At 68.1% G+C, this 18808-nt stretch carries 13 protein-coding genes and 2 tRNA genes; 6 read left to right on the top strand and 9 right to left on the bottom strand.

Features of this window, described 5'->3' with window-relative positions; genetic code table 11:
* Positions 1-196 precede the first annotated feature (196 nt).
* Positions 197-272, bottom strand: a tRNA-Lys gene (locus tag ASG64_RS21015).
* Positions 273-364: 92 nt separating this feature from the next.
* Entirely contained in the window at positions 365-586 is a 222-nt protein-coding gene (locus ASG64_RS21010; protein WP_042575143.1) for a DUF3618 domain-containing protein, read from the bottom strand.
* Between the two features lie 114 nt (positions 587-700).
* Here ASG64_RS21010 and bcp point away from each other — a divergent pair, with 114 nt between their 5' ends.
* Entirely contained in the window at positions 701-1174 is a 474-nt protein-coding gene (bcp, locus tag ASG64_RS21005; protein ID WP_056076464.1) for a thioredoxin-dependent thiol peroxidase, read from the top strand.
* Here bcp and ASG64_RS21000 read toward each other — a convergent pair.
* On the bottom strand, positions 1152-2552 hold the full coding sequence (locus ASG64_RS21000) for a dipeptidase (protein WP_056076461.1): 1401 nt from the start codon (positions 2550-2552) through the stop codon (positions 1152-1154). The genes bcp and ASG64_RS21000 overlap by 23 nt on opposite strands.
* 31 nt (positions 2553-2583) lie before the next feature.
* Complete coding sequence (locus tag ASG64_RS20995; RefSeq protein WP_056076458.1) at positions 2584-3789, bottom strand: hypothetical protein; 1206 nt, start codon at positions 3787-3789, stop codon at positions 2584-2586.
* Positions 3790-3994: 205 nt separating this feature from the next.
* Here ASG64_RS20995 and ASG64_RS20990 point away from each other — a divergent pair, with 205 nt between their 5' ends.
* Entirely contained in the window at positions 3995-4750 is a 756-nt protein-coding gene (locus tag ASG64_RS20990) for a TetR/AcrR family transcriptional regulator (protein WP_231568716.1), read from the top strand.
* A 37-nt stretch (positions 4751-4787) separates the two neighbouring features.
* On the opposite strand, the gene acpS is transcribed toward ASG64_RS20990, so the two are convergent.
* Positions 4788-5180 carry a holo-ACP synthase AcpS gene (gene acpS, locus ASG64_RS20985; protein WP_042575146.1) on the bottom strand — a complete coding sequence of 131 codons (393 nt, stop codon included), beginning with the start codon at positions 5178-5180 and terminating at the stop codon, positions 4788-4790.
* Positions 5177-14377 (bottom strand): type I polyketide synthase, encoded by a 9201-nt coding sequence (locus ASG64_RS20980; RefSeq protein ID WP_056076455.1) that lies wholly within the window; start codon positions 14375-14377, stop codon positions 5177-5179. The genes acpS and ASG64_RS20980 overlap by 4 nt, the downstream gene beginning before the upstream one ends.
* Positions 14378-14876: 499 nt before the next feature.
* Here ASG64_RS20980 and ASG64_RS20975 point away from each other — a divergent pair, with 499 nt between their 5' ends.
* From ASG64_RS20975 to ASG64_RS20960, 4 genes are all read left to right on the top strand, one after another.
* On the top strand, positions 14877-15584 hold the full coding sequence (locus ASG64_RS20975; protein ID WP_156388480.1) for a hypothetical protein: 708 nt from the start codon (positions 14877-14879) through the stop codon (positions 15582-15584).
* Between the two features lie 53 nt (positions 15585-15637).
* Positions 15638-15722 (top strand) — tRNA-Leu (locus ASG64_RS20970).
* 58 nt (positions 15723-15780) lie between these two features.
* Positions 15781-16188 carry a transcriptional regulator gene (locus ASG64_RS20965; protein WP_197074778.1) on the top strand — a complete coding sequence of 136 codons (408 nt, stop codon included), beginning with the start codon at positions 15781-15783 and terminating at the stop codon, positions 16186-16188.
* Positions 16185-16535 (top strand): DUF3817 domain-containing protein, encoded by a 351-nt coding sequence (locus ASG64_RS20960; RefSeq protein ID WP_042575148.1) that lies wholly within the window; start codon positions 16185-16187, stop codon positions 16533-16535. Before ASG64_RS20965 ends, ASG64_RS20960 begins: the two co-directional genes overlap by 4 nt.
* Positions 16536-16539: 4 nt before the next feature.
* On the opposite strand, the gene rdgB is transcribed toward ASG64_RS20960, so the two are convergent.
* From rdgB to ASG64_RS20945, 3 genes are read right to left on the bottom strand one after another with little or no spacing between them, the layout of a single operon-like run.
* Positions 16540-17172, bottom strand: a complete 633-nt coding sequence (gene rdgB / locus ASG64_RS20955; protein WP_235579669.1) for an RdgB/HAM1 family non-canonical purine NTP pyrophosphatase — start codon at positions 17170-17172, stop codon at positions 16540-16542.
* Positions 17165-17917, bottom strand: coding sequence for a ribonuclease PH (gene rph, locus ASG64_RS20950; protein ID WP_042575171.1), 753 nt, complete (start codon positions 17915-17917; stop codon positions 17165-17167). The genes rdgB and rph overlap by 8 nt, the downstream gene beginning before the upstream one ends.
* Before the next feature lie 48 nt (positions 17918-17965).
* Positions 17966-18724, bottom strand: coding sequence for a cyclic nucleotide-degrading phosphodiesterase (locus ASG64_RS20945; RefSeq protein ID WP_200933530.1), 759 nt, complete (start codon positions 18722-18724; stop codon positions 17966-17968).
* Positions 18725-18808: the final 84 nt, after the last annotated feature.

Here is an 18808-nt window from a genome sequence, read left to right as displayed (position 1 = left end):
ACGACTCTTAATCACACGGTCTATTGGACCCAGTACAGACACGAACGCGACGCCCTGACCAGCAGCAATGCAGCGCAAATCTTCGCCTGCAGGCCCGAACACGCGAGTTTCGAGTTGAAAGTCATGAATAAGTAGTGAGTGGCACCCAAACCAGAAGGGCCCCTGTTCAGCATAACCGCTGATCAGGGGCCCTTTTTGGTGCGCCCACAGGGACTCGAACCCCGGACCCAGTGATTAAGAGTCACTTGCTCTACCAACTGAGCTATAGGCGCATGGTCGGAGCAACGTGCGCTCCTTGGTGCGTGAAAGACATTAACACCTGGCGCGCGGGGAGTGAAATCGAGTCACTGACCTGCGCGGATGCTCAGCTGACGATCTTGCGGATCACCAGCAATGCGACGACAGCTCCGACTCCGATGAGCGAGAACTTCACTGCCGGCTCGTTGAGGGTGCTGACGACGCTGCGCTTGGTGTTCTCCACCAGGCGCTTGGGGTTGGCGCGCACGCTGAGCTCGTCCAGCGTCGACGCCAGCTGGTCGCGTGCGGCCTCGATGTCGCGCTCGATGTTGTCGGTGTTGCGTGCCACGAAAGCCCTCCCGGGTGAGCGTCTGTGCAGAACTGGTGCGGTTGACTCACGAGCCTAGAGCACGCCGTCCGGCTCGCTCCTCCGACTGTGAGGTGTCGAGATAGGTTTGGTGGCGTGACCGCGAACTCGAGACTCTCCGCCGGCGATGCCGCTCCCGATCTGACCCTGTCCGACGCCGACGCCAACACCGTCTCGCTGGCGGACTACGCCGGTAAGCGCGTGGTGGTGTACTTCTACCCCGCCGCAGGGACACCGGGCTGCACGAAGCAGGCCTGCGACTTCCGCGACAGCCTCGCTCAGCTGAACGACGCCGGCCTGGACGTGCTGGGAATTTCCCCCGACAAGCCCGCGAAGCTGGCGAAGTTCCGTGACGCGGAGGGTCTGACCTTCCCGTTGTTGTCGGACCCGGAGAAGTCGACTCTGCAGGCGTGGGGCGCGTTCGGCGAGAAGTCGATGTACGGCAAGACCGTCACCGGTGTGATCCGGTCGACGTTCGTCATCGACGCCGACGGCAAGGTCGAGGTGGCTCAGTACAACGTGAAGGCCACCGGCCACGTCGCCAAGCTCATCCGCGATCTGAAGCTCTGAGCCGCCACTCCCCCGGCACTCTGCTGAGGAAGGCGGCTTCGGCCACGGCTATGTTCTCGATCTCGGTCGGGTCGACGCTCTCGTTCGGCGCGTGGATGGTGCAGAGGGGCTCCTCGACGCCCATCAGGACCATCTCCGCGTCGGGCACGGCCCGCTGCAGCGCAGTGCACAGCGGGATCGAGCCTCCCTGCCCCGCGAACTGCACGGGCTGACCGTAGGCGTCGCCGAGTGCGCCGAGCAGCGCGCTGTACGCGGGGCCGTCCGTCCGCGCGGAGAACGGGGCACCCACCGCGTCGGGCGTGACGTTCACGCGCACGGACCACGGTGACGCCTTCTCGATATGGGCGATCAGAAGGTCTCGTGTCCGTTCGGCATCCATGCCCGGCGGGATGCGCAGACCGATGCGGGCGGACGCTCGCGGAACGACAGCGGCGGCGCTCCCGACCACGGGCGGGCAATCGATACCCATGACGGTGACCGACGGCCGCGCCCACAGATGGTCGGCGATGCTGCCGCTGCCGGTGAGGTCGACACCGTCGAGCACTCCCGCGTCGTCCCGGAGGCGGTCGATCGGGTAGTCGGCGCCCTGCCACGTCCCGGTGCCGTCGACACCGTCGATGGTCGTGTTCCCGTGCTCGTCGTGCAGGGACGCGAGAACGGCGATCAACGCCACCAGTGCGTCGGGCGCCGGCCCGCCGTACATTCCGGAATGGACTGCACCGTTCAATGTTTCGATGTCGACGCGAATGATCGCCATTCCGCGGAGAGATGTCGTCAACGTCGGGGTGCCGACGGCGATGTTGCCCGTGTCACCGATCACGACGATGTCCGACGCGAACAGTTCGGGCCGCTCGTTCACCAGGTCTTCGAGGCCACCGGTGCCGGTTTCCTCCGACCCTTCGCAGACGACGACCACGCCCACCTCCGCATCGTCCGCCAGCGCACGAAGTGCTGACAGGTGCATCAGGACGTTGCCCTTGCAGTCCGCGGATCCCCGCCCGTGCCAGCGACCGCCACGTTCGATCAGCTCGAAAGGTGGCGTGTTCCACAGTGACTCGTCGCCGGCAGGCTGAACGTCGTAGTGCGAGTACAGCAACACCGTCGGTGCGCCGGGTGCAGCGGGTCGACGGCCGATGACGGCGGCCGAGCCGTCGGACGTGTCGTACAACTCGGCGTCGGTGATGCCGACATCGCGGAAAGCGTCGCGCACCCATTCCGCAGCTGCACGACACTCGGACGGGGGCGCCTGCTCCGGGTCCGCGATGGAGCGGAAGGCCACCAGCGTGGCCAACTCGTCACGGACTCGGGGCATGCCAGCGCGCACCCGCTCGCGCAGTTGCTCGACGGACGGGACAGAAGCTTCGGTGCCTGACGTCATCCACCCAGTCTGGCACTGTGCCTGCGAGCGGTTACTGCGGGAACTCCTGGTTCAGCCACTGGCCGGTCTCGGCCCAGTGCTTGGCCCACGCCTCGTCCTGGAGTTGCTGACGGGACTTGCTCGGATCGTTCTCCGGCACAGGGACAGTGAACTGCGGCGGCGGAACGGCACTGGGCGACTGCGACGACGACGGTGACGTCCACGAGGTGGGTGCCGGGGTCGCGGCAGTCCAGGGAGCGGGCGCTGCGGCTGCGGGCGCCGTCCAGTCGGGTGCGGCAGCCGGAGCGTCGGCTGCGTCGGTGGGCAACGGTTCCGCAGGAGCAGCAGGAGGTGCGACGGGAGGAGCCGCCGGAGCAGGCGCAGCCGCGGCGAGTGCGGGACTGTCGACGGTCGGCGCGGAATCCGGAGCCTGCTGGGTCGCAGCCGTGTTCTGTGGTGCGCTGTCCGATCCACCCGAGATCACGGCGGCGGTGCCGATGCCGGCGGCGACCAGAACTGCTGCGGCGGCAGCACCGGCGAACCCGACAGCTCGGCGGGACCGACGGGGCGCGGCGACGGCCGCGGCAGTGGGGACGACCAGGAAGGATTCCGTCGGCGCGTCGTCGTGCTGCACGGCCACCTCAGGGAGGACGACGGCCGGGAACACCTCCGTGTCGGTGTCGTGAACGGTCGGACGGTCCTCGACGGCCGGTGCGGGAACGACCTCGGGTTCGGTCGCGGCCGGTCGTGCTGCGGCGGCCGCAGCAGCCGCAGCGGCGACCCCGGACTTCTTCACCAGTGACGGGGCCGGACGTGCCGTCGTCGCGGACGACCGGCGGATCGGCACGGCCGGAACCGGTCGAACGGGCGACGTGGATCGCGCCACGGCAGGCTTCACGGGCGCTACCTCGTCCGAGGACGGCGGGGGGGTGGCGGAGCCGAAGACCGGCACGCCGAACGCGAGCTCGAGGATGGGAGGTGCGACGTCGATGTCCGCGGCGGCACCCGAGGTCACGACGCACATGACGTTGGCTTCGGCGACGTCGACAAGATCCCACAGGATCGGCACGGTCAGCCCGATCTGTTCCGGCGAGAAGCTGTCGAGGTGGATGGATTCGGCGGCGCCCAGCTCGGAGCCGTCGACAGGTGAGAGCAACGTGGCGGTGACGGTGCTGCCGTCCAGGTCGTAGAGGAGGACAGCAGACACCACCGTGGTGTCACCACGTCCTCGCGCACTCTTCTTCGGGGTGTTGCTCATGGTGTGCCTCCTCTTCTCGCAGACAGGCGCAGCCGACCCCACCGTTGGAACTCCCCCGAGACCGGTATCCATGGCCGACTGGACGCCACTTCAGTGAACGTCTTGCCTTGTTATCGACTCTAAACATACCGTAAGTTCATATTGGTCGCTGCAGAATGGTGTCGCCCTGTTCGAGATCAGCGGCGAAACGGATACTGTGGGCACCGTGGAGTCGACCGACGGATCACCGATGCTCAGCGCGCGGGACCCGTCGGCACCGCACCCGTCGACCGGTCCTCACCAGGACGAATCCGATGTCCGCGACGGTGACGACACCAGCGAGAACGCCGACGCGAACGAGCCCGTCGAGCTGCTTCCGCGCCGACGGCCCACCCAGGAACGCAGCAAGAAGAAGTTCGACGCTCTGCTCAGTGCATCGCGCGATCTCCTGACGGACGTGGGTTTCGAGTCGTTCACGTGCGAGGAAGTGGCAGCGCGGGCTGGTCTGCCCATCGGCACGCTGTACCAGTTCTTCGCCAACAAGTACGTCATCGTGTGCGAGCTCAGTCGCAGAGATCTGTCCGGCGTGGAGCAGGAGCTGTCGGATTTCGACGGTGAGATCCCGTCGCTCGACTGGCTCCGCTTCCTCGACGACTTCCTCGACCACCTGTCCGGACTGTGGACGTCCGACCCGTCCCGGCGCGAGGTGTGGCTGGCGATGCAGTCGACACCGGCCACCAGGACCACCGGAATGATCCACGAGAAGGCGTTCGCGGCCCAGGTCGAGCGGATGCTGGCGCCGCTGACTCCGCGCACACCCCGTGTCCGACGCAACCTCATGGCCGAGGTGCTGGTGCACGTCGTCTACTCGATGCTGAACTTCTCGGTGCAGGACGGCCAGTCCCATGCGGATGCCGTCGCCGAACTCAAGCGCCTCATGGGCGCCTACCTCCTGGTAGCAGAAAAGGAGAGCCGACGCTGATCGCGCCGGCTCCCCTCGTCTCGCAGTTCTCCGGAGGTCACTCCTCCAGAATTGCCACCGCTCCCGCGATGTCACCGTCGTGCGTCAGCGACAGGTGGATCTTGACCGTCGGCAGGAACTCCGCCGCCATCCCGTGCAGCTTGATGGACGGCCGTCCCCACGCATCGTTGACCACTTCGATCAACGGGTACGGGTTGTCGCCGATCTGGGGCGCACGTGCGAAACGTGATGCGGCCCATGCCTTCAGCACAGCTTCCTTCGCGGCCCACCGCGCGGCGTAGTGCCGCGCGGGTTCCGCGCTCTTGGTGGCGGCGTGCCGCCGCTCGCCGGCAGTGAAGCTGTCGCGGACCATGGTGGTCCCCACTCGCTCCATCTGCTCGGCGAACTCCGAGACCGACACCAGATCCAGACCGACTCCGAGGATGCTCACTTGGCCACCGTACGGTAGACGTCGTCCGCGCCGAGGCGAGAATCTTCGCTGAGCAACATGTCGACCTCGCGCTGATGCTTGGCATCGCTCGACGTTCCCTCATGACCCAACCGGCGGTCTTCCGGACGCTCGTACAGCGCCGATCCACCGCACATCGCGTCCATCAACCGGCGTCGGCCGGCGACGAGGCGCGCCTGCGCCTTGGCCACGTAGTCGTCCCGACGCTCGGCCGGTACGGCCTCGATGAACGCCTGCGGATGCACCACGGCGATGAGGCCGGACACGTGCCCGAAGCCGAGGCTGGTCAGCAGACCGGCCTTGAGCGGCAACCGATCTCCGAACCGGAGCGGTTCACGAGCCCACACGAGGTGGTCGAACTCGGTCATCTTGTCGTCGACGCAATCGAGACTGCGGTTCGGCGGCACGACTCCCTGTGCGAGCACCTGGCACAGACCGATCAGCTGGAACGCTGCCGCTCCACCCTTGCTGTGTCCGGTGAGCGACTTCTGCGACACGACGAACAGCGGGTTGCCGTCCGTGCGCCCGAGGGCCCGGGCGAGACGAGTGTGCAGCTCCGCCTCGTTGGGGTCGTTGGCGTTGGTCGAGGTGTCGTGCTTGGAGATGACCGCGATGTCGTCCGCGGCGACTCCGAGTGCACTCAGCGACAGAGCCATCGCCGAATCCTGTCCTCCGCGGCCGACGCCCAGAGCACCGAGGCCGGGAGCCGGAATCGAGGTGTGGACACCGTCACCGAACGACTGCGCCCATCCGACGACGCCCAGGACCGGGAGTCCCATCTCGAGCGCCAGGTCACCGCGAGCGAGGAGAATCGTTCCGCCGCCGTGCGACTCGACGAAGCCGCCACGTCGCCGGTCGTTGGCCCGGGAGAACCGGCGATCACTGATGCCCTTGGCATGCATGGACGCCGAGTCGGCCGTCGCGGACATGTCACCGAATCCGATGATGCCCTCGGTGCTGAGGTCGTCGAATCCGCCCGAGACGACGAACGTCGCCTTGCCGAGTCGGATCTTGTCGACGCCTTCCTCTACGGACACCGCGGCCGTGGCGCACGCCGCGACGGGGTGGACCATGGCGCCGTACGAACCGACGTAGGACTGGACGACATGCGCGGCAACGACATTCGGCAGAGCTTCCTGCAGGATGTCGTTCGCCCGCGCATCACCGAGCAGCGTGTCGATGTACAGCGAGCGCATCGATTCCATGCCGCCCATGCCGGTGCCCTGCGTGTTGGCCACCAACGAGGGGTGGGTCCAGCGCATGAGCTCGGACGGGTCGAAACCGCTGGTGATGAACGCGTCGACGGTGCAGACGATGTTCCAGAGTGCGACGCGGTCCACCGAGCCGGCCATGTCGGGCGAGATGCCCCACTTGACCGGGTCGAAGCCCGTCGGAATCTGTCCACCGACCGTGCGGGTCAGCTTCATCTGACGCGGCACGCGGATCTCGGTGCCGGCCTTCCGCGTGACCTGCCAGTCGCCGTCCGCGTTCGTGTTCACGACGGTGCGCTCGGGGTCGGCTCCGACGAAGGCGCGAGCCTCCGCTTCGCTGCCGACGACGAACGTCAGGTCGTTGTCCAGGAACACCGAGGTCATCAGCGGCGCCGTGTTGTTCACCATGGCGCCGTCGTCCTCGTAGCGACGGATGCCGCAGCGCTCGACGACCGTGTCGTGGTACTTGTCGGCGATCTCCGCCTCGGGCACCAGGTCACCGGACTCGACGTCGTACCACCCGGGCTTGGGATCGTTCTCCCAGACCACCAGGCCGGTGCTCCATGCGAGCTCGAGAACGCCTGCCGCCGAGAGCTTCTCGTCGACCTCCATCTCGAAGCGGGTACGAGCACTGCCGTAGGGTCCGAGCTCGCCGGTACCGACGATGACGACCATCTCGGCCGGATCGATGTCCAGTGCGGGCCACGACGGTGCAGGCAACTGCTCGGCCGGGCGCGGCGGCGCCGGCAGGGCGTCGATCGTTGCCAGGTCGTCCGCGACGGTCTCGTCGGCGACGGCCTCGTCGGCCGCCTGCTTGGCCAGTGCGGCCAGGTCGAGCCCGGCCTCGGCCAGTCCGCCCGTCAGATCCACCTCGAGCGGAGCCTGCGCAGCGGCCTCACGGGAGGCCTCGTCGCAGGTTGCCAGCAACTGTTCCGCCATCTCGGCGGTGGACCAGGTGCGCACACCGGCCGCTTCGGCTGCATTGGCGACAGGATCGTTGTGGCCCATGAGGCCGGTGCCCCGGACCCACCCGATCCGTGCGTGCACCAACGTGACTCGCTCGGCCCAGGTGCGCTCGGCCTTCCACCGGTTGACGACTGCGTCGAGCGCAGCCTTCGACTCGCCGTACGCACCGTCGCCGCCGAAGAGGCCGCGGTTGGGTGAGCCCGGCAACGTGACGTGCAGTCGCGCATCGACGTCGCGGTCGATACCGATCTTCGACAGTCCACCGATCAGACGCTCCACCGACCAGAGCAGGACTCGCATCTCCATCTCGGCCCGCGATCCGGCGTCCGACAGCTCGCCGGCCACGCGGGGCGCGGCGAACGGGAAGAGCATCGTCGGCGTGATCGCCGGTTTCACCAGCGTCTTGGCGCCACCGGCGGAGTCGATCTGATCGCTACCGATCCACTCGATGAACGCATCGACGTCGGCGTAGGACGCCATGTTGGCCGGAACGACCCAGAGTGCAGCTCCCGCAGTGGCACTGGTGCGGTAGAGCTCCCGGTAGAAGCCGACACGGCTCTCGTCGAGGCGTGAGGTGGTCAGGAAAACCGTGGCACCTCCGGACAGCAGTTCGCTCGTCACCGCGGCGGCGATGGAGTTCTTGCTCGCACCGGTGACCACGGCGACCTGGCCTGCCCAGCGGGTGGAGGCCTCGCTGGTCGAGGCTGCAGCCGTCGCGATGGCGCGGTAGGTCTCGGCCAGCGCGGTCAGACCTTGCGAATCCGCACGGTTGCTCCACCAGGTCGCATGATCGGCGACAGCGTCGCCGGTCCCGGCGAAGGCTCCGACGGCGAGCGCCTGAGCCTTCGCGTCTCCGACCCACAGGCGAGCGAGGTCCTCGCGCGCCGTGGCCCAGCGGTCGTCGATCAGGACGGCCTTGCGGGCGTCGAACGACGGTGCGACCAGACGCGGCCAATCGGTACCCAGTTCGGTCGAGACGAGGTCGACCAGTTCGGCCTCGCTCGCGTCGGCCTCGGGAAGCGTTGCCTCGTCGGCGAATCCGAGCTGCTCGAGAACCAATCGGGCGGCCGAGGCGAGGACGCCGCTGCGTCCGGTGATGTTCTCGGTGAACTCACCCAGTGCAGCTGCGTCGACGGTGCCACCACCGCCGCCGCCACCGCTGGACGGCATCGACACCTGGATTCCGCGACGCTGACCCACCGCGGCCACGGCCGCGTCGATCACCGCGTCGACGGCAGCGCCGTCGGCCAGGGCACCGGGAGCGAGCCCGCCGAGATCCCCACCGCGGATGGACGATCCGTCGCGAGTACCGAGAGCGACCTCGGCCGTGACGTGATGCGACCAGCCGTCACCGAGCTGCCAGACCTTGGCGATGCGCTCGGCGATGGATCCGGGACGGCGACCCGACGGTCCGAACACCTTGCGCAGGTGGTCGTTGACGGAGTCGGTCAGCACGGGGCCGTAGGGGCGGTAGGTACGCGCCAACTTGTTCACGGTGCCGGCGAGAGCGCCCATGTCGGCATCGGCTGCACCGTCGATGGCACCGAGCGAGAGCTCGGAACCGAGGTCGACGAGCAACTGGTTACGGCGCGAGGAGACACCGTCGCACAGCGCCTCGATCGTGTCGGCGGGGCCGATCTGATCGATGCGGAGCTTGGTCCACAGGGCGATCAGCACTGTCGTGGCATCGGATGCGGTGAACGCGATGTCGTCGGGACGGGGAGCACCGGCAGGTGCCGACGGGGCTGCAGCGGGTGCCGCGGCAGCGGCGGGAGCCGCCGTCGCCGCGGGGTCCGTGGCAGGAGCCTCCGGCTCGTCGACAATTTCCGGGTCGGTGTCGGTGGAGAACACGACGGCAGCATCGCGCTCGATGTTGAGCACCTCGACCGGGTGGCCGATGCGACCCGGCAGCTTGAGCGTGTTCGTGGCCAGATTGGCCACCGTCGGAACCGAACCCAGACCGACCTCGACGAAGCGCTCGATACTCAGACCACCGTCGGACTCGTCTCCGAAGAGCAGGTCCTGGGTCTCGATCCATCGGACGGGGCTGGCGAACTGCCATGCGAGCAGCTCGGTCAGCACCACGCGGCACAGATCGGACGGGCGCGCGGCCCAGTCGTCCCAGCTTCCGAGGACATCGGAGAGCGGCTGCGACGGAACCAGATCCGCGATCTCCTGCACGAAGTCGCGCTCGAGCGAGAACAGACGCGGGACCAGGTTCGGGATGTAGCGACCGACGAGGATCGACGGGTCGATGTCCGCGGGCAGCAGATCGAGCAGTCGCGCGCGGAAGTCGTCCACACCGCCACGGAGCACGGTGGAGTGGAACGGCACGTCGATGCCGGGAACGACGATGAAGGCACGCTTGCCACCGAACTCGGCACGGCGACGGTCGATCTCGACCTCGAGAGCGTCGAGACCGGCGACCGTTCCGGCGATGGCGTACTGCGAGCCGCGCAGGTTGAGGTTGACCACCTGCAAGAACTCGCCGGTGCGCTCACCGATCGCCTCGACGAAGGAGATGACGTCCTCGTCGGCCAGGCCGATCTGCGACGGGCGGATGGCGGCCATGCGGTACTGGCTGCGGCCCTTCGCATCACGTGGCACCAACTGGTGCATGGCCGATCCGCGCTGGAAGACCACCTCGAGGACAGCTTCGAGAGGGAGCACGCCGGCGACGGCGGCGAGTGCGTTGTACTCACCGACCGAGTGACCCGCGAGGAACGAGCCCTCGACGAAGGCGCCGGACTCCCGCAGTTCCGCCACCTGGGCGACACCGAGGACGGCCATGGCGACCTGGGTGAACTGCGTCAGGTGCAGGACACCGTCGGGGTGACGATGGACGACTCCCCTGGCCCGCAACTCCGTCGGGTTGTCCCGCACGACAGCGAGAATGGAGAACCCGAGCGCCGCGCGGGTGTGCTTGTCCGCACGCTCCCAGATCTCGCGGGCGGCCTTCGAACGAGCCCGCGCATCGAGACCCATTCCGGGCTGCTGGATTCCCTGACCCGGGAAGGCGTAGACGGTCTTCGGTGCAGCGATGCGGCCGGTAGCCAGCATGACCATGTCGCCGTCGACCTTGCAGGAGACCTCGACGACCTCGGTGCCGGCTTCGAAGCCGATGCGGTCGACACGGACGTCGATGGTCGCTCCCGGACGGACCATCCCGAGGAAACGGGTGGTCCATGCGGTCAGGCGACGCGGCGGTGTGGTCGCGGACGGATCGACGGCGACGACGACCTGCTGGGCGGCGGCCGAGAGCCACATGCCGTGGACGATCGGGCTTCCGAGGCCCGCGAGGAGTGCTGCGGCATCGGAGGTGTGGATGGGGTTGTGGTCACCGGACACCTGTGCGAACGCACCCATGTGGCGGGGTGCGGTGACGGCGGTGTCGCGGCGGCGACGACGCGGGGTCTCGACCAATGCGTCGGTCACCGAGCCACCGGCGCGCGGCGGATCGGACAGCGTGCCGGTGCCGGTGCGCCCGCGGATGGCGAAGCGCTCGACCAGCGTGGCGACGACCGGGGCGTCGAGCCCCTCGCCGAGCATCGCGCCGATCTCGACGGACACCTCGACGACGCGGCCGAGGTCCGTGTCGACGACCTCGCCCGCTTCGGCCTTGACCACGAGGATGCTGTGGTGATCGGGCAGCTCGCCCACCAGGTCGATGCGGTGATCGAGGTGCACCAGGTCGAGCATGCCCTCGATGACGGCGCCGGCGTCGGCGGTCCGGGCGGATCCGAGCACGGCGAACACGGCGGGCCAGCAGGCGCCGACGAGCACGTCGGGAACAGCCGAGTGGCCGATACCGAAGGCCGCGGGCAGTCCGGATCCCGTCACGCCCGCGTGATCGGCGACCAGATCGGGCGACCAGGCGATGTTGAGGCGTGCGGAGCCGTTCTTGACGGTCGGAAGATCCTGTCCTGCAGCCACTCCGAGCAGAGCCGACATGGAGGACTCGGCGTCGGCATCGGTCACCAGCGGGGCGCCACCGTCGACGGCGGACGCGGGGACGCTGATCCGGATGTCGACGGTCTTACCCGGCGAGAGGGGTACGGACAGCAGCACCTGATCGGTTCCGACGACCGACAGCGAGGCACCGGTACGAGCGTGGGTGGCCAGTTCGTCGGACACGACGTCCCACTCGGACAGTGCGCCGAGTCGACGCACGGGGTTGGGAGCCAACCGCGATGCCCAGGTGATGTCGGGAGCCGCGAGGACCATGCCGACCAGTCCACCGGCGATGTCGGGGTGGCGACGCGTCGCGACGGCGACGGACTCGACGCCCTCGGCGAGAAGTCGATCGGCGGCGGCCTTCTCGAACCGGTTGAGCAGGTCGCCGACCGGCTCGTTCAGCCGGTCGATTCCGGCGACGGCGACGGTGCCGGGGATGACGCAGACCTGGTCGGCCGAGTAGCGGGCGTCGTGTGCCTGCCACAGCGAGTCACTGCGCCACCACCGACGGACGTCCTTGTCCACCACGGGGACGAAGTTGACGGGCTTACCGGGAAGACGGCACAGCGAGATGAAGAACGGGACGTCCGCCGGATGCAGTTCCACCGAACCCGCATCGGGGTATGCGGCGGTGAGGGCTGCGATGGCGTCGGCCGGACGGTTCAGCAGATCCTCGTCGGCGAACAGCGTCGGCACGGGGCCACGGTCGGACGGATGCAGACGGGCCTCCGCGCGCTGCAGCATGTCGCGGAAGCGCACGCGCCACGTGACGTCCAACCACGGTGTGTCGGTGTCGATGTCGTGTCCGACGGCCAGCTCGACGTACCGCTCGAGCCACTGCAGGTAGGTCATCGACGCGACGTCACCGAAGTACGGCTTCGCGGTGGAGTCGAGCGCCGCGATGATCTCCTCGCGGCGTGCCGCGACGGCCTCGTCGTCACCGGCGACGTCGTCGAGCAGACGGCCGGTACGCGAGGCGGCGTTGTCGATCTCGTGGATGTCCGCGCCGAGCTGACTGCGACCCGACGCCATGCCACCGATCGCGGTGCCGGCGCCGACCCAGTCGGGGGTTCCGGGGGTGTCGACGAGGAGCTGCTTGACCTCGGGTGAGGTGGTCGCCTCGAGGGTCGCCATGGCAGCGGTTCCCACGAGGATGCCGTCGAGCGGCATGGCCGGGAATCCGGCGGCCTCCGACCAACGGCCGGTGAGGTAGTCGGCTGCACGCTCGGGTGTTCCGATGCCGCCGCCGACGCAGATGACGATGTTGTCGTGCGACCGCAGTTCGGCGTAGGTGGCGACCAGCAGGTCGTCGAGGTCCTCCCACGAGTGGTGGCCACCGGCGCGGCCGCCCTCGATGTGGACGATGACCGGGTAGTCCGGGACCTCGTTGGCGATCCGGATCACCGCGCGGATCTGCGCCACCGTGCCCGGCTTGAAGCAGACGTGGCTGATGCCGACCTCGGTGAGCTCCTGGATCAGCGCAACGGCTTCCTCGAGCTCGGGGATACCGGCCGTGACGACGACACCGTCGAAGGGGGCGCCGGCGGTGCGGGCCTTCTGCACGAGGCGCTTGCCGCCCAGCTGCAGCTTCCACAGGTACGGATCGAGGAAGAGGGAGTTGAACTGGACCGACCGGCCCGGCTCGAGAAGGTCCTGCAGCTCGGCGACGTGTCCGGCGAAGATCTCCTCGGTGACCTGTCCGCCACCGGCCAGTTCGGCCCAGTGTCCGGCGTTGGTCGCGGCGGCGACGATCTTCGGATCGACGGTGGTCGGGGTCATGCCCGCGAGCAGGATCGGCGAGCGGCCGGTGAGCTTGGTGAAGGACGTCTCGACGCCCGTGTAGCCGTTCGGCAGCTGGACGACGGTCGGGGCGAAGTCGCTCCACGGTCGGTCGACCTCGGGTGCGGCGCCCGGCGTCAGCAGGTTGCGGTGACCGGTGCGTGTCGACGCGGCGACGACGCCGACACCGTGTCCGCTGATGTTCGAGGCGGTCAGGCGGGTGAGGGCGTCACCGGGTCCGAGGTCGAGGATCCACGATGCACCGGATTCGACGACGGATTCGGTCGCGGCGACCCAGTCGACGGGATCGACCAGGATCGACTGCGCGAGCGAGCGGGCGCGTTCGACGTCGACGCCGCACCGTGCGGCCCACGACGCGACGACGTCGACTGCCTCGTCCATCTGCGGGTGGTGGAAGCCGACCTCGATGTCGAGGGGTTCGAAGACGGGAGCGAAGATCGCCCCGCCGCGCTTCTTGGCATCGCGCTCGCGAGTCTCGGCTGCGGAGATCTCCTCGCAGCGCTGCTGGACTCGGACGAGCTTGGTGTACGGGCCGCTGAGGACCACGCGGCGGCGGCCGTTGCGGATGGCGACGACGGCGGAGGTGGAGGCATCGTCACCGGCGACCTCGTCGACGATCGTCTTCAGGCGCACCGGGTCGACGGCGGACACGGCGATCATGGGAGCGCGCTCGCCGGCGCCGATGAGGCCGCGTCGACGTCCGACCAGGCCGGCGGCTGCGCCGATGAGCTGGGCGACCGCGAGGAGTTCCGCGTCGCTGCGACCCTGGTCCGCGACGGCTGCCTGTGCGAGCACACCCTGGGAATGACCGATGACCGCGGCCGGAGGGGTCGCGGTGTAGTCGAGCCCCTGCACGGACAGTGCGCGCAGTGCAGCGATCTGGGTCAGGAGGACACCGGGAACGGAGACGGCCGCGGACGAGAGGGCTGCGGTGGACGGTCCGGCGGAGGGGTCGTCGGCAAGTTCCTGCTCGAGCATCCAGGCGATGGGGTCGAATCCGAGCGGACGGACCACGAGGAGTTCCTGCGAGACCGGAGCCAGGATGGTTGCTGCCGAGTTGACCAGTTCGGTGATCTGCGGCTCGAGAGCGCAATCGCGCGTGAGCTCGTCCAGGGTGGGGAGCCAGGGTGCACCCTGACCGCCGAATGCGAACGCGTAGCGCTCACCCGCGACGAAGCGCTCGGCGAGAGCCTCCGCGCGATCGGTGGATCGTTGCCGATTGGGGGGTGTGCTCTCGTTGATGGTCACGCGTGCGTGTCCTCTCCTGCCTCGGGTACGAGGCGCTGGGGTCGTGTGGTGCTCGAATGAGCGGCCCCGGTGTCGATCGACCTGTGTGGGTCTCACGTAGGACCGATATCGGCCTCGTCGCCATGGACGTCGGGGCCGAGCCGGTGGCAGTCGTCATCGACAGACCACTCTCATCTCGTGGAACCAGGGTCGCACAGAATCATGAGGAATTCCTCACGTTCTGTTTGACGTCCTAGTGCTACCGGCGGGTATGTCGTGATCGTGGCCAGAATTGCGGCCTCAACTGACCGAAAAGTAGGGAGTATCGCTGCAGACCAGCGCCGTTTCCTCGGCGCGCGAACCTGAGGAAACCCTCGTGTTCATCGTTATAAAAGCGTTACATTAGGTCGAGCGGTCACGTTGCCCGACGTCGCCGATAACCAGCGACTTTCCTGTCGGACCGACGGTTTACGGTCCCCTCTGCACACACCGTGCACCAGTGCTGCTTCCGGGGGGAATCATGACGCTCGACACCACGTCCACGTTCGACACCACGCCCACGTTCGACACCAGGCCGATAGATCTGGTCACGCCGCTCCACCGCGTCGTCGCCGCCATCTCCGACGCGATGCCGCGAGAGAGCTGGCCCTTCTGGTTCGACGGGTGGCCTCAGGACTCCGAGGCCGCACTGCTGGACGCGATCTTCTCGTCCCGTGCCACGTACGGCACCGCTGCCACGGGGGTCCGCAAGGTCGTCACGTCCTGGCGCGCGTGGCGCGGCGACGCATCCGACGACCTGTCGTCGTTCGCGCTTCTCTCACCCGAGGAACTCCTCGACATTCTGGGCAATCGCCAGCGCGTGTCCGGTAACCGGATGTCGAAGGCCGAAGCGGTCCGTGACTGCGCGGCTCTCGTCGTCGGGTTCGGTGTGCGATCGGTGGGTGAACTCGCCGCACTCGACTCGGACGGCCTCGCCGCGGTACGTGAGGCCGTTCTGGGAGTAGCAGGAGTCGGGCCGGCGTCGTGGGACGTCTTCGTCGGGTCCTCGGGCGTCGACGTAGCTGCGCTCGATCGGCACGTCGCTGCGTTCGTCTCGGAGGCATGCACTCGTGACGTGCCGGACGTCGAGTGCCGCGACCTGATCGCAAACGCGGCCATCGTCCTGCAGGTCGACGTGGCGACAGTCCGGCACAGCATCTGGCGCTACCAGCGCAAGCCCCGCATCTAGCCGCGCCGCAACACGTGGCGCACGCAGCTCCTGAGTTAAGCTGCGTGCGCTACGCGCGAGTGGCGGAATGGCAGACGCGCCACACTTAGGATGTGGTGTCCGGAGGACGTGGGGGTTCGAGTCCCCCCTCGCGCACCATGCTTCTGCGAGTACGACGCACTGTCGTTGATACTCGCTCGTCCGGTACCGTCGTGGTGTGGAACAGACCGGCGACAAGGCCCGCGGAACGCGTCGACCAGCACTCATCCTGCTCGTCGCCGTCAGTGCTGTCGGCTGCCTGGTGCTCGGTTACTGGCAATGGGAACGGTTCGAGTCCTCGTCCGGCACGGGTCAGAACCTCGGCTACGCGTTCCAGTGGCCGCTGTTCGCTGCGTTCGTCGTCTTCGCCTACCGCCGCTTCGTCCAGTTGGAGGACAGCGTGGACGAACCGACGGACGACGACGGCCCGGCCCCGATGACCGAGATCCCCGCCGACCTGCTGCCCCGGCGTCCGGAGTCGGCCACGTCCACGGGCGACGACGCCGAATCCCGTCAACTTCGTGAGTACAACCGCTATCTTGCAGAGCTGGATTCCAGCCGTGAGAACGACAGGAGCACTTCGTGAGCACCGCAGAACCTCGATCCACGACTCGTGCCGACGGCACCCGGATCAGGCCGGCGCTGCTGCGCTACCGCGTGCTCGCCTACGCCACCGGCGTCTGGCTCCTCGTACTGACCGCAGAGATGGTGGCCAAGTACATCTTCGGCGTCGAGAACACTCCGACCTGGATCGCGGTCGTGCACGGGTGGGTGTACTTCGTCTACCTGATCGTGACGCTGGATCTGGCCGTGAAGGTGCGCTGGCCTGTCGGGCGCACCATCGGCACCCTCCTCGCCGGCACCATCCCGTTCCTGTCCTTCGTCATCGAGCACAAGCGCACGCAGCAGGTGAAGCGGGACTTCGCGGTCTGATCGGTCAGGGAACGAGCGCCGCGATCTGCGGCAGCAATTCCCGCAGCGCCGTTCCCCGGTGCGATGCGGCGTCCTTCTGCTCGGGGGTCATCTCTGCGGCCGAGACCGCCGATCCTTCGGGGACGAACACCGGGTCGTACCCGAATCCGCCGGACCCGGCCCGCTCCCACGCGACCGTCCCCCGCCACTCTCCCCGGACGACGGTCTCGCGACCGTCGGGAAGCACCAGCGCGCATGCCGAGACGAAGGCCGCGCCCCGGCGATCGTCCGGGACGTCGGACAGTTGCGCCAGAACCAGTGCGGTGTTGGCCTCGTCCTCGCCGTGGCGTCCGGACCATCTCGCCGACAGCACACCGGGCATACCGTTCAGCGCATCGACAGCGATCCCCGAATCGTCTGCGACACAGGGTAATCCGGTTGCCGCGGCGCCGTCGCGCGCCTTGATCAGAGCGTTCTCCTCGAAGGTGGCTCCCGTTTCGGGGGTCTCCGGGTACTCGTCGACCTCGTCGAGGCCCACCAGGTCGATCCCGCTCACCTGCGCGCGGTCGAGCACGCGGCGCAGTTCCGCGAGCTTCTTGGCGTTGCGGCTCGCGACCAGCAGTCGGACCGTCCCGGTGCTGGGCGTCAGGTCAGGCACCGGGCAGTTCTCCCGGGTACGGCGCGGCGAGGGCTTCCTTCTGGATCTCGAAGATGCGCTCGCACCCGGCGAGCGCGTTGTCCAACATCGCATCCAGCGTCGACCGAGGGAACGTCGCGCCCTCACCCGTTCCCTGGATCTCGACGAGGGTGCCCGTGTCGGTGGCGACGACGTTCATGTCGACCTCGGCGCGGGAATCCTCCTCGTACGGGAGGTCGAGGCGCACACGGCCGTCGACGACACCGACGGAGATCGCGGCGATGGCACACGAGATGGGCTGAGGATCGGCCAGCTTGCCGTGCGCGGCGAGGTAGGTGACGGCGTCGGACAGGGCGACGAAGGCGCCGGTGATGGCCGCGGTGCGCGTGCCGCCGTCGGCCTGGAGGACGTCGCAGTCGAGCGCGATGGTGTTCTCACCGAGGGCAGCCAGGTCGATGCAGGCTCGCAGCGACCGACCGATGAGACGACTGATCTCGGACGTGCGCCCGCTGACCTTGCCCTTCACGGATTCGCGGCTGTTGCGGGTGTGAGTCGCACCGGGAAGCATCGCGTACTCGGCTGTGAGCCATCCGAGTCCGGATCCCTTGCGCCAGCGAGGAACTCCCTCCTCGACACTGGCCGTGCACATCACTCGCGTGTTGCCGAATTCCACCAGCACCGACCCGGCCGGGTGCGAGGTGAATCCGCGGGTGATCGTGATGTTGCGGAGTTCGTCGTCTGCTCTACCGTCTTCGCGTGTGGACACGGCTGCCACCCTAGCCGTAGCGGGGATCGCCCATCGGAACGCCGGTGATCAGATCTCGACGACGTACCCGGGAGTCACCGCGTCGACGGGCCCGTCGAACTCGGCCGCGGCTTCGGCGATGACGTCCTCGCGTGACGTCCACGGCGGGATGTGGGTGAGCAGTAAACGGGACACCCCGGCAGCCGCGGCCAGCCGCCCGGCCTCGGTACCCGACAGGTGCACGCCCACGGGACGGTCGACGTCGTGTGTCCACGAGGCTTCGGCCAGGAGGACGTCCGCCCCGGAGGCCAACTCCTGCACGGCATCGCAGACGCCGGTGTCACCGGTGTAGGCCAGCACGGTGCCTTGCTCGGTGGTGATGCGCATCCCGTACGACTCCGGCGGGTGGTACACCCGGCGCGGCTCGATGGTCAACGCGCCGAACTGCAGGGTTCCGCCGTCCCGCAGGTACCTCAGGTCGAGGGTGTCCGACATGTCGTCGATGCGTCCGCCGCTCTCCGCGGACGCCACCCCCAGCCGGAACGCCATGTCCGACGGCCCGTAGACGATGGCTCGGCCCGCCGCCGGGGTCGGGTGGTACCGACGCCAGACGAGCAGACCGGGCACGTCCAGACAGTGATCGGCGTGCAGGTGCGACAGCAGCACATGGACATCGGCCGGGTTCACGTACTTCTGCAACGCGCCGAGGACGCCGGGACCGAAATCCATGACGATCGGCGACGTGTCCGGAGCCTCGAGCAGATAGCCGGATGCCGGTGAGTCGGGACCCGAGACGCTGCCCGAACAACCCAGAACCGTGAGACGCATGAGGGTCATGCTGCCACGCCGGGCACGCGCCGCGAGCACGTTCCGCGACCGGCCGTGTCGTGACATTCTCCGTAGGTCACACGC

The organism is Rhodococcus sp. Leaf247, from assembly GCF_001426185.1.
Classification (GTDB): domain Bacteria; phylum Actinomycetota; class Actinomycetes; order Mycobacteriales; family Mycobacteriaceae; genus Rhodococcoides.
The sequence above is the reverse complement of the archived record's forward strand: the minus strand, read 5'-3'. Positions and strand labels throughout refer to the sequence as shown.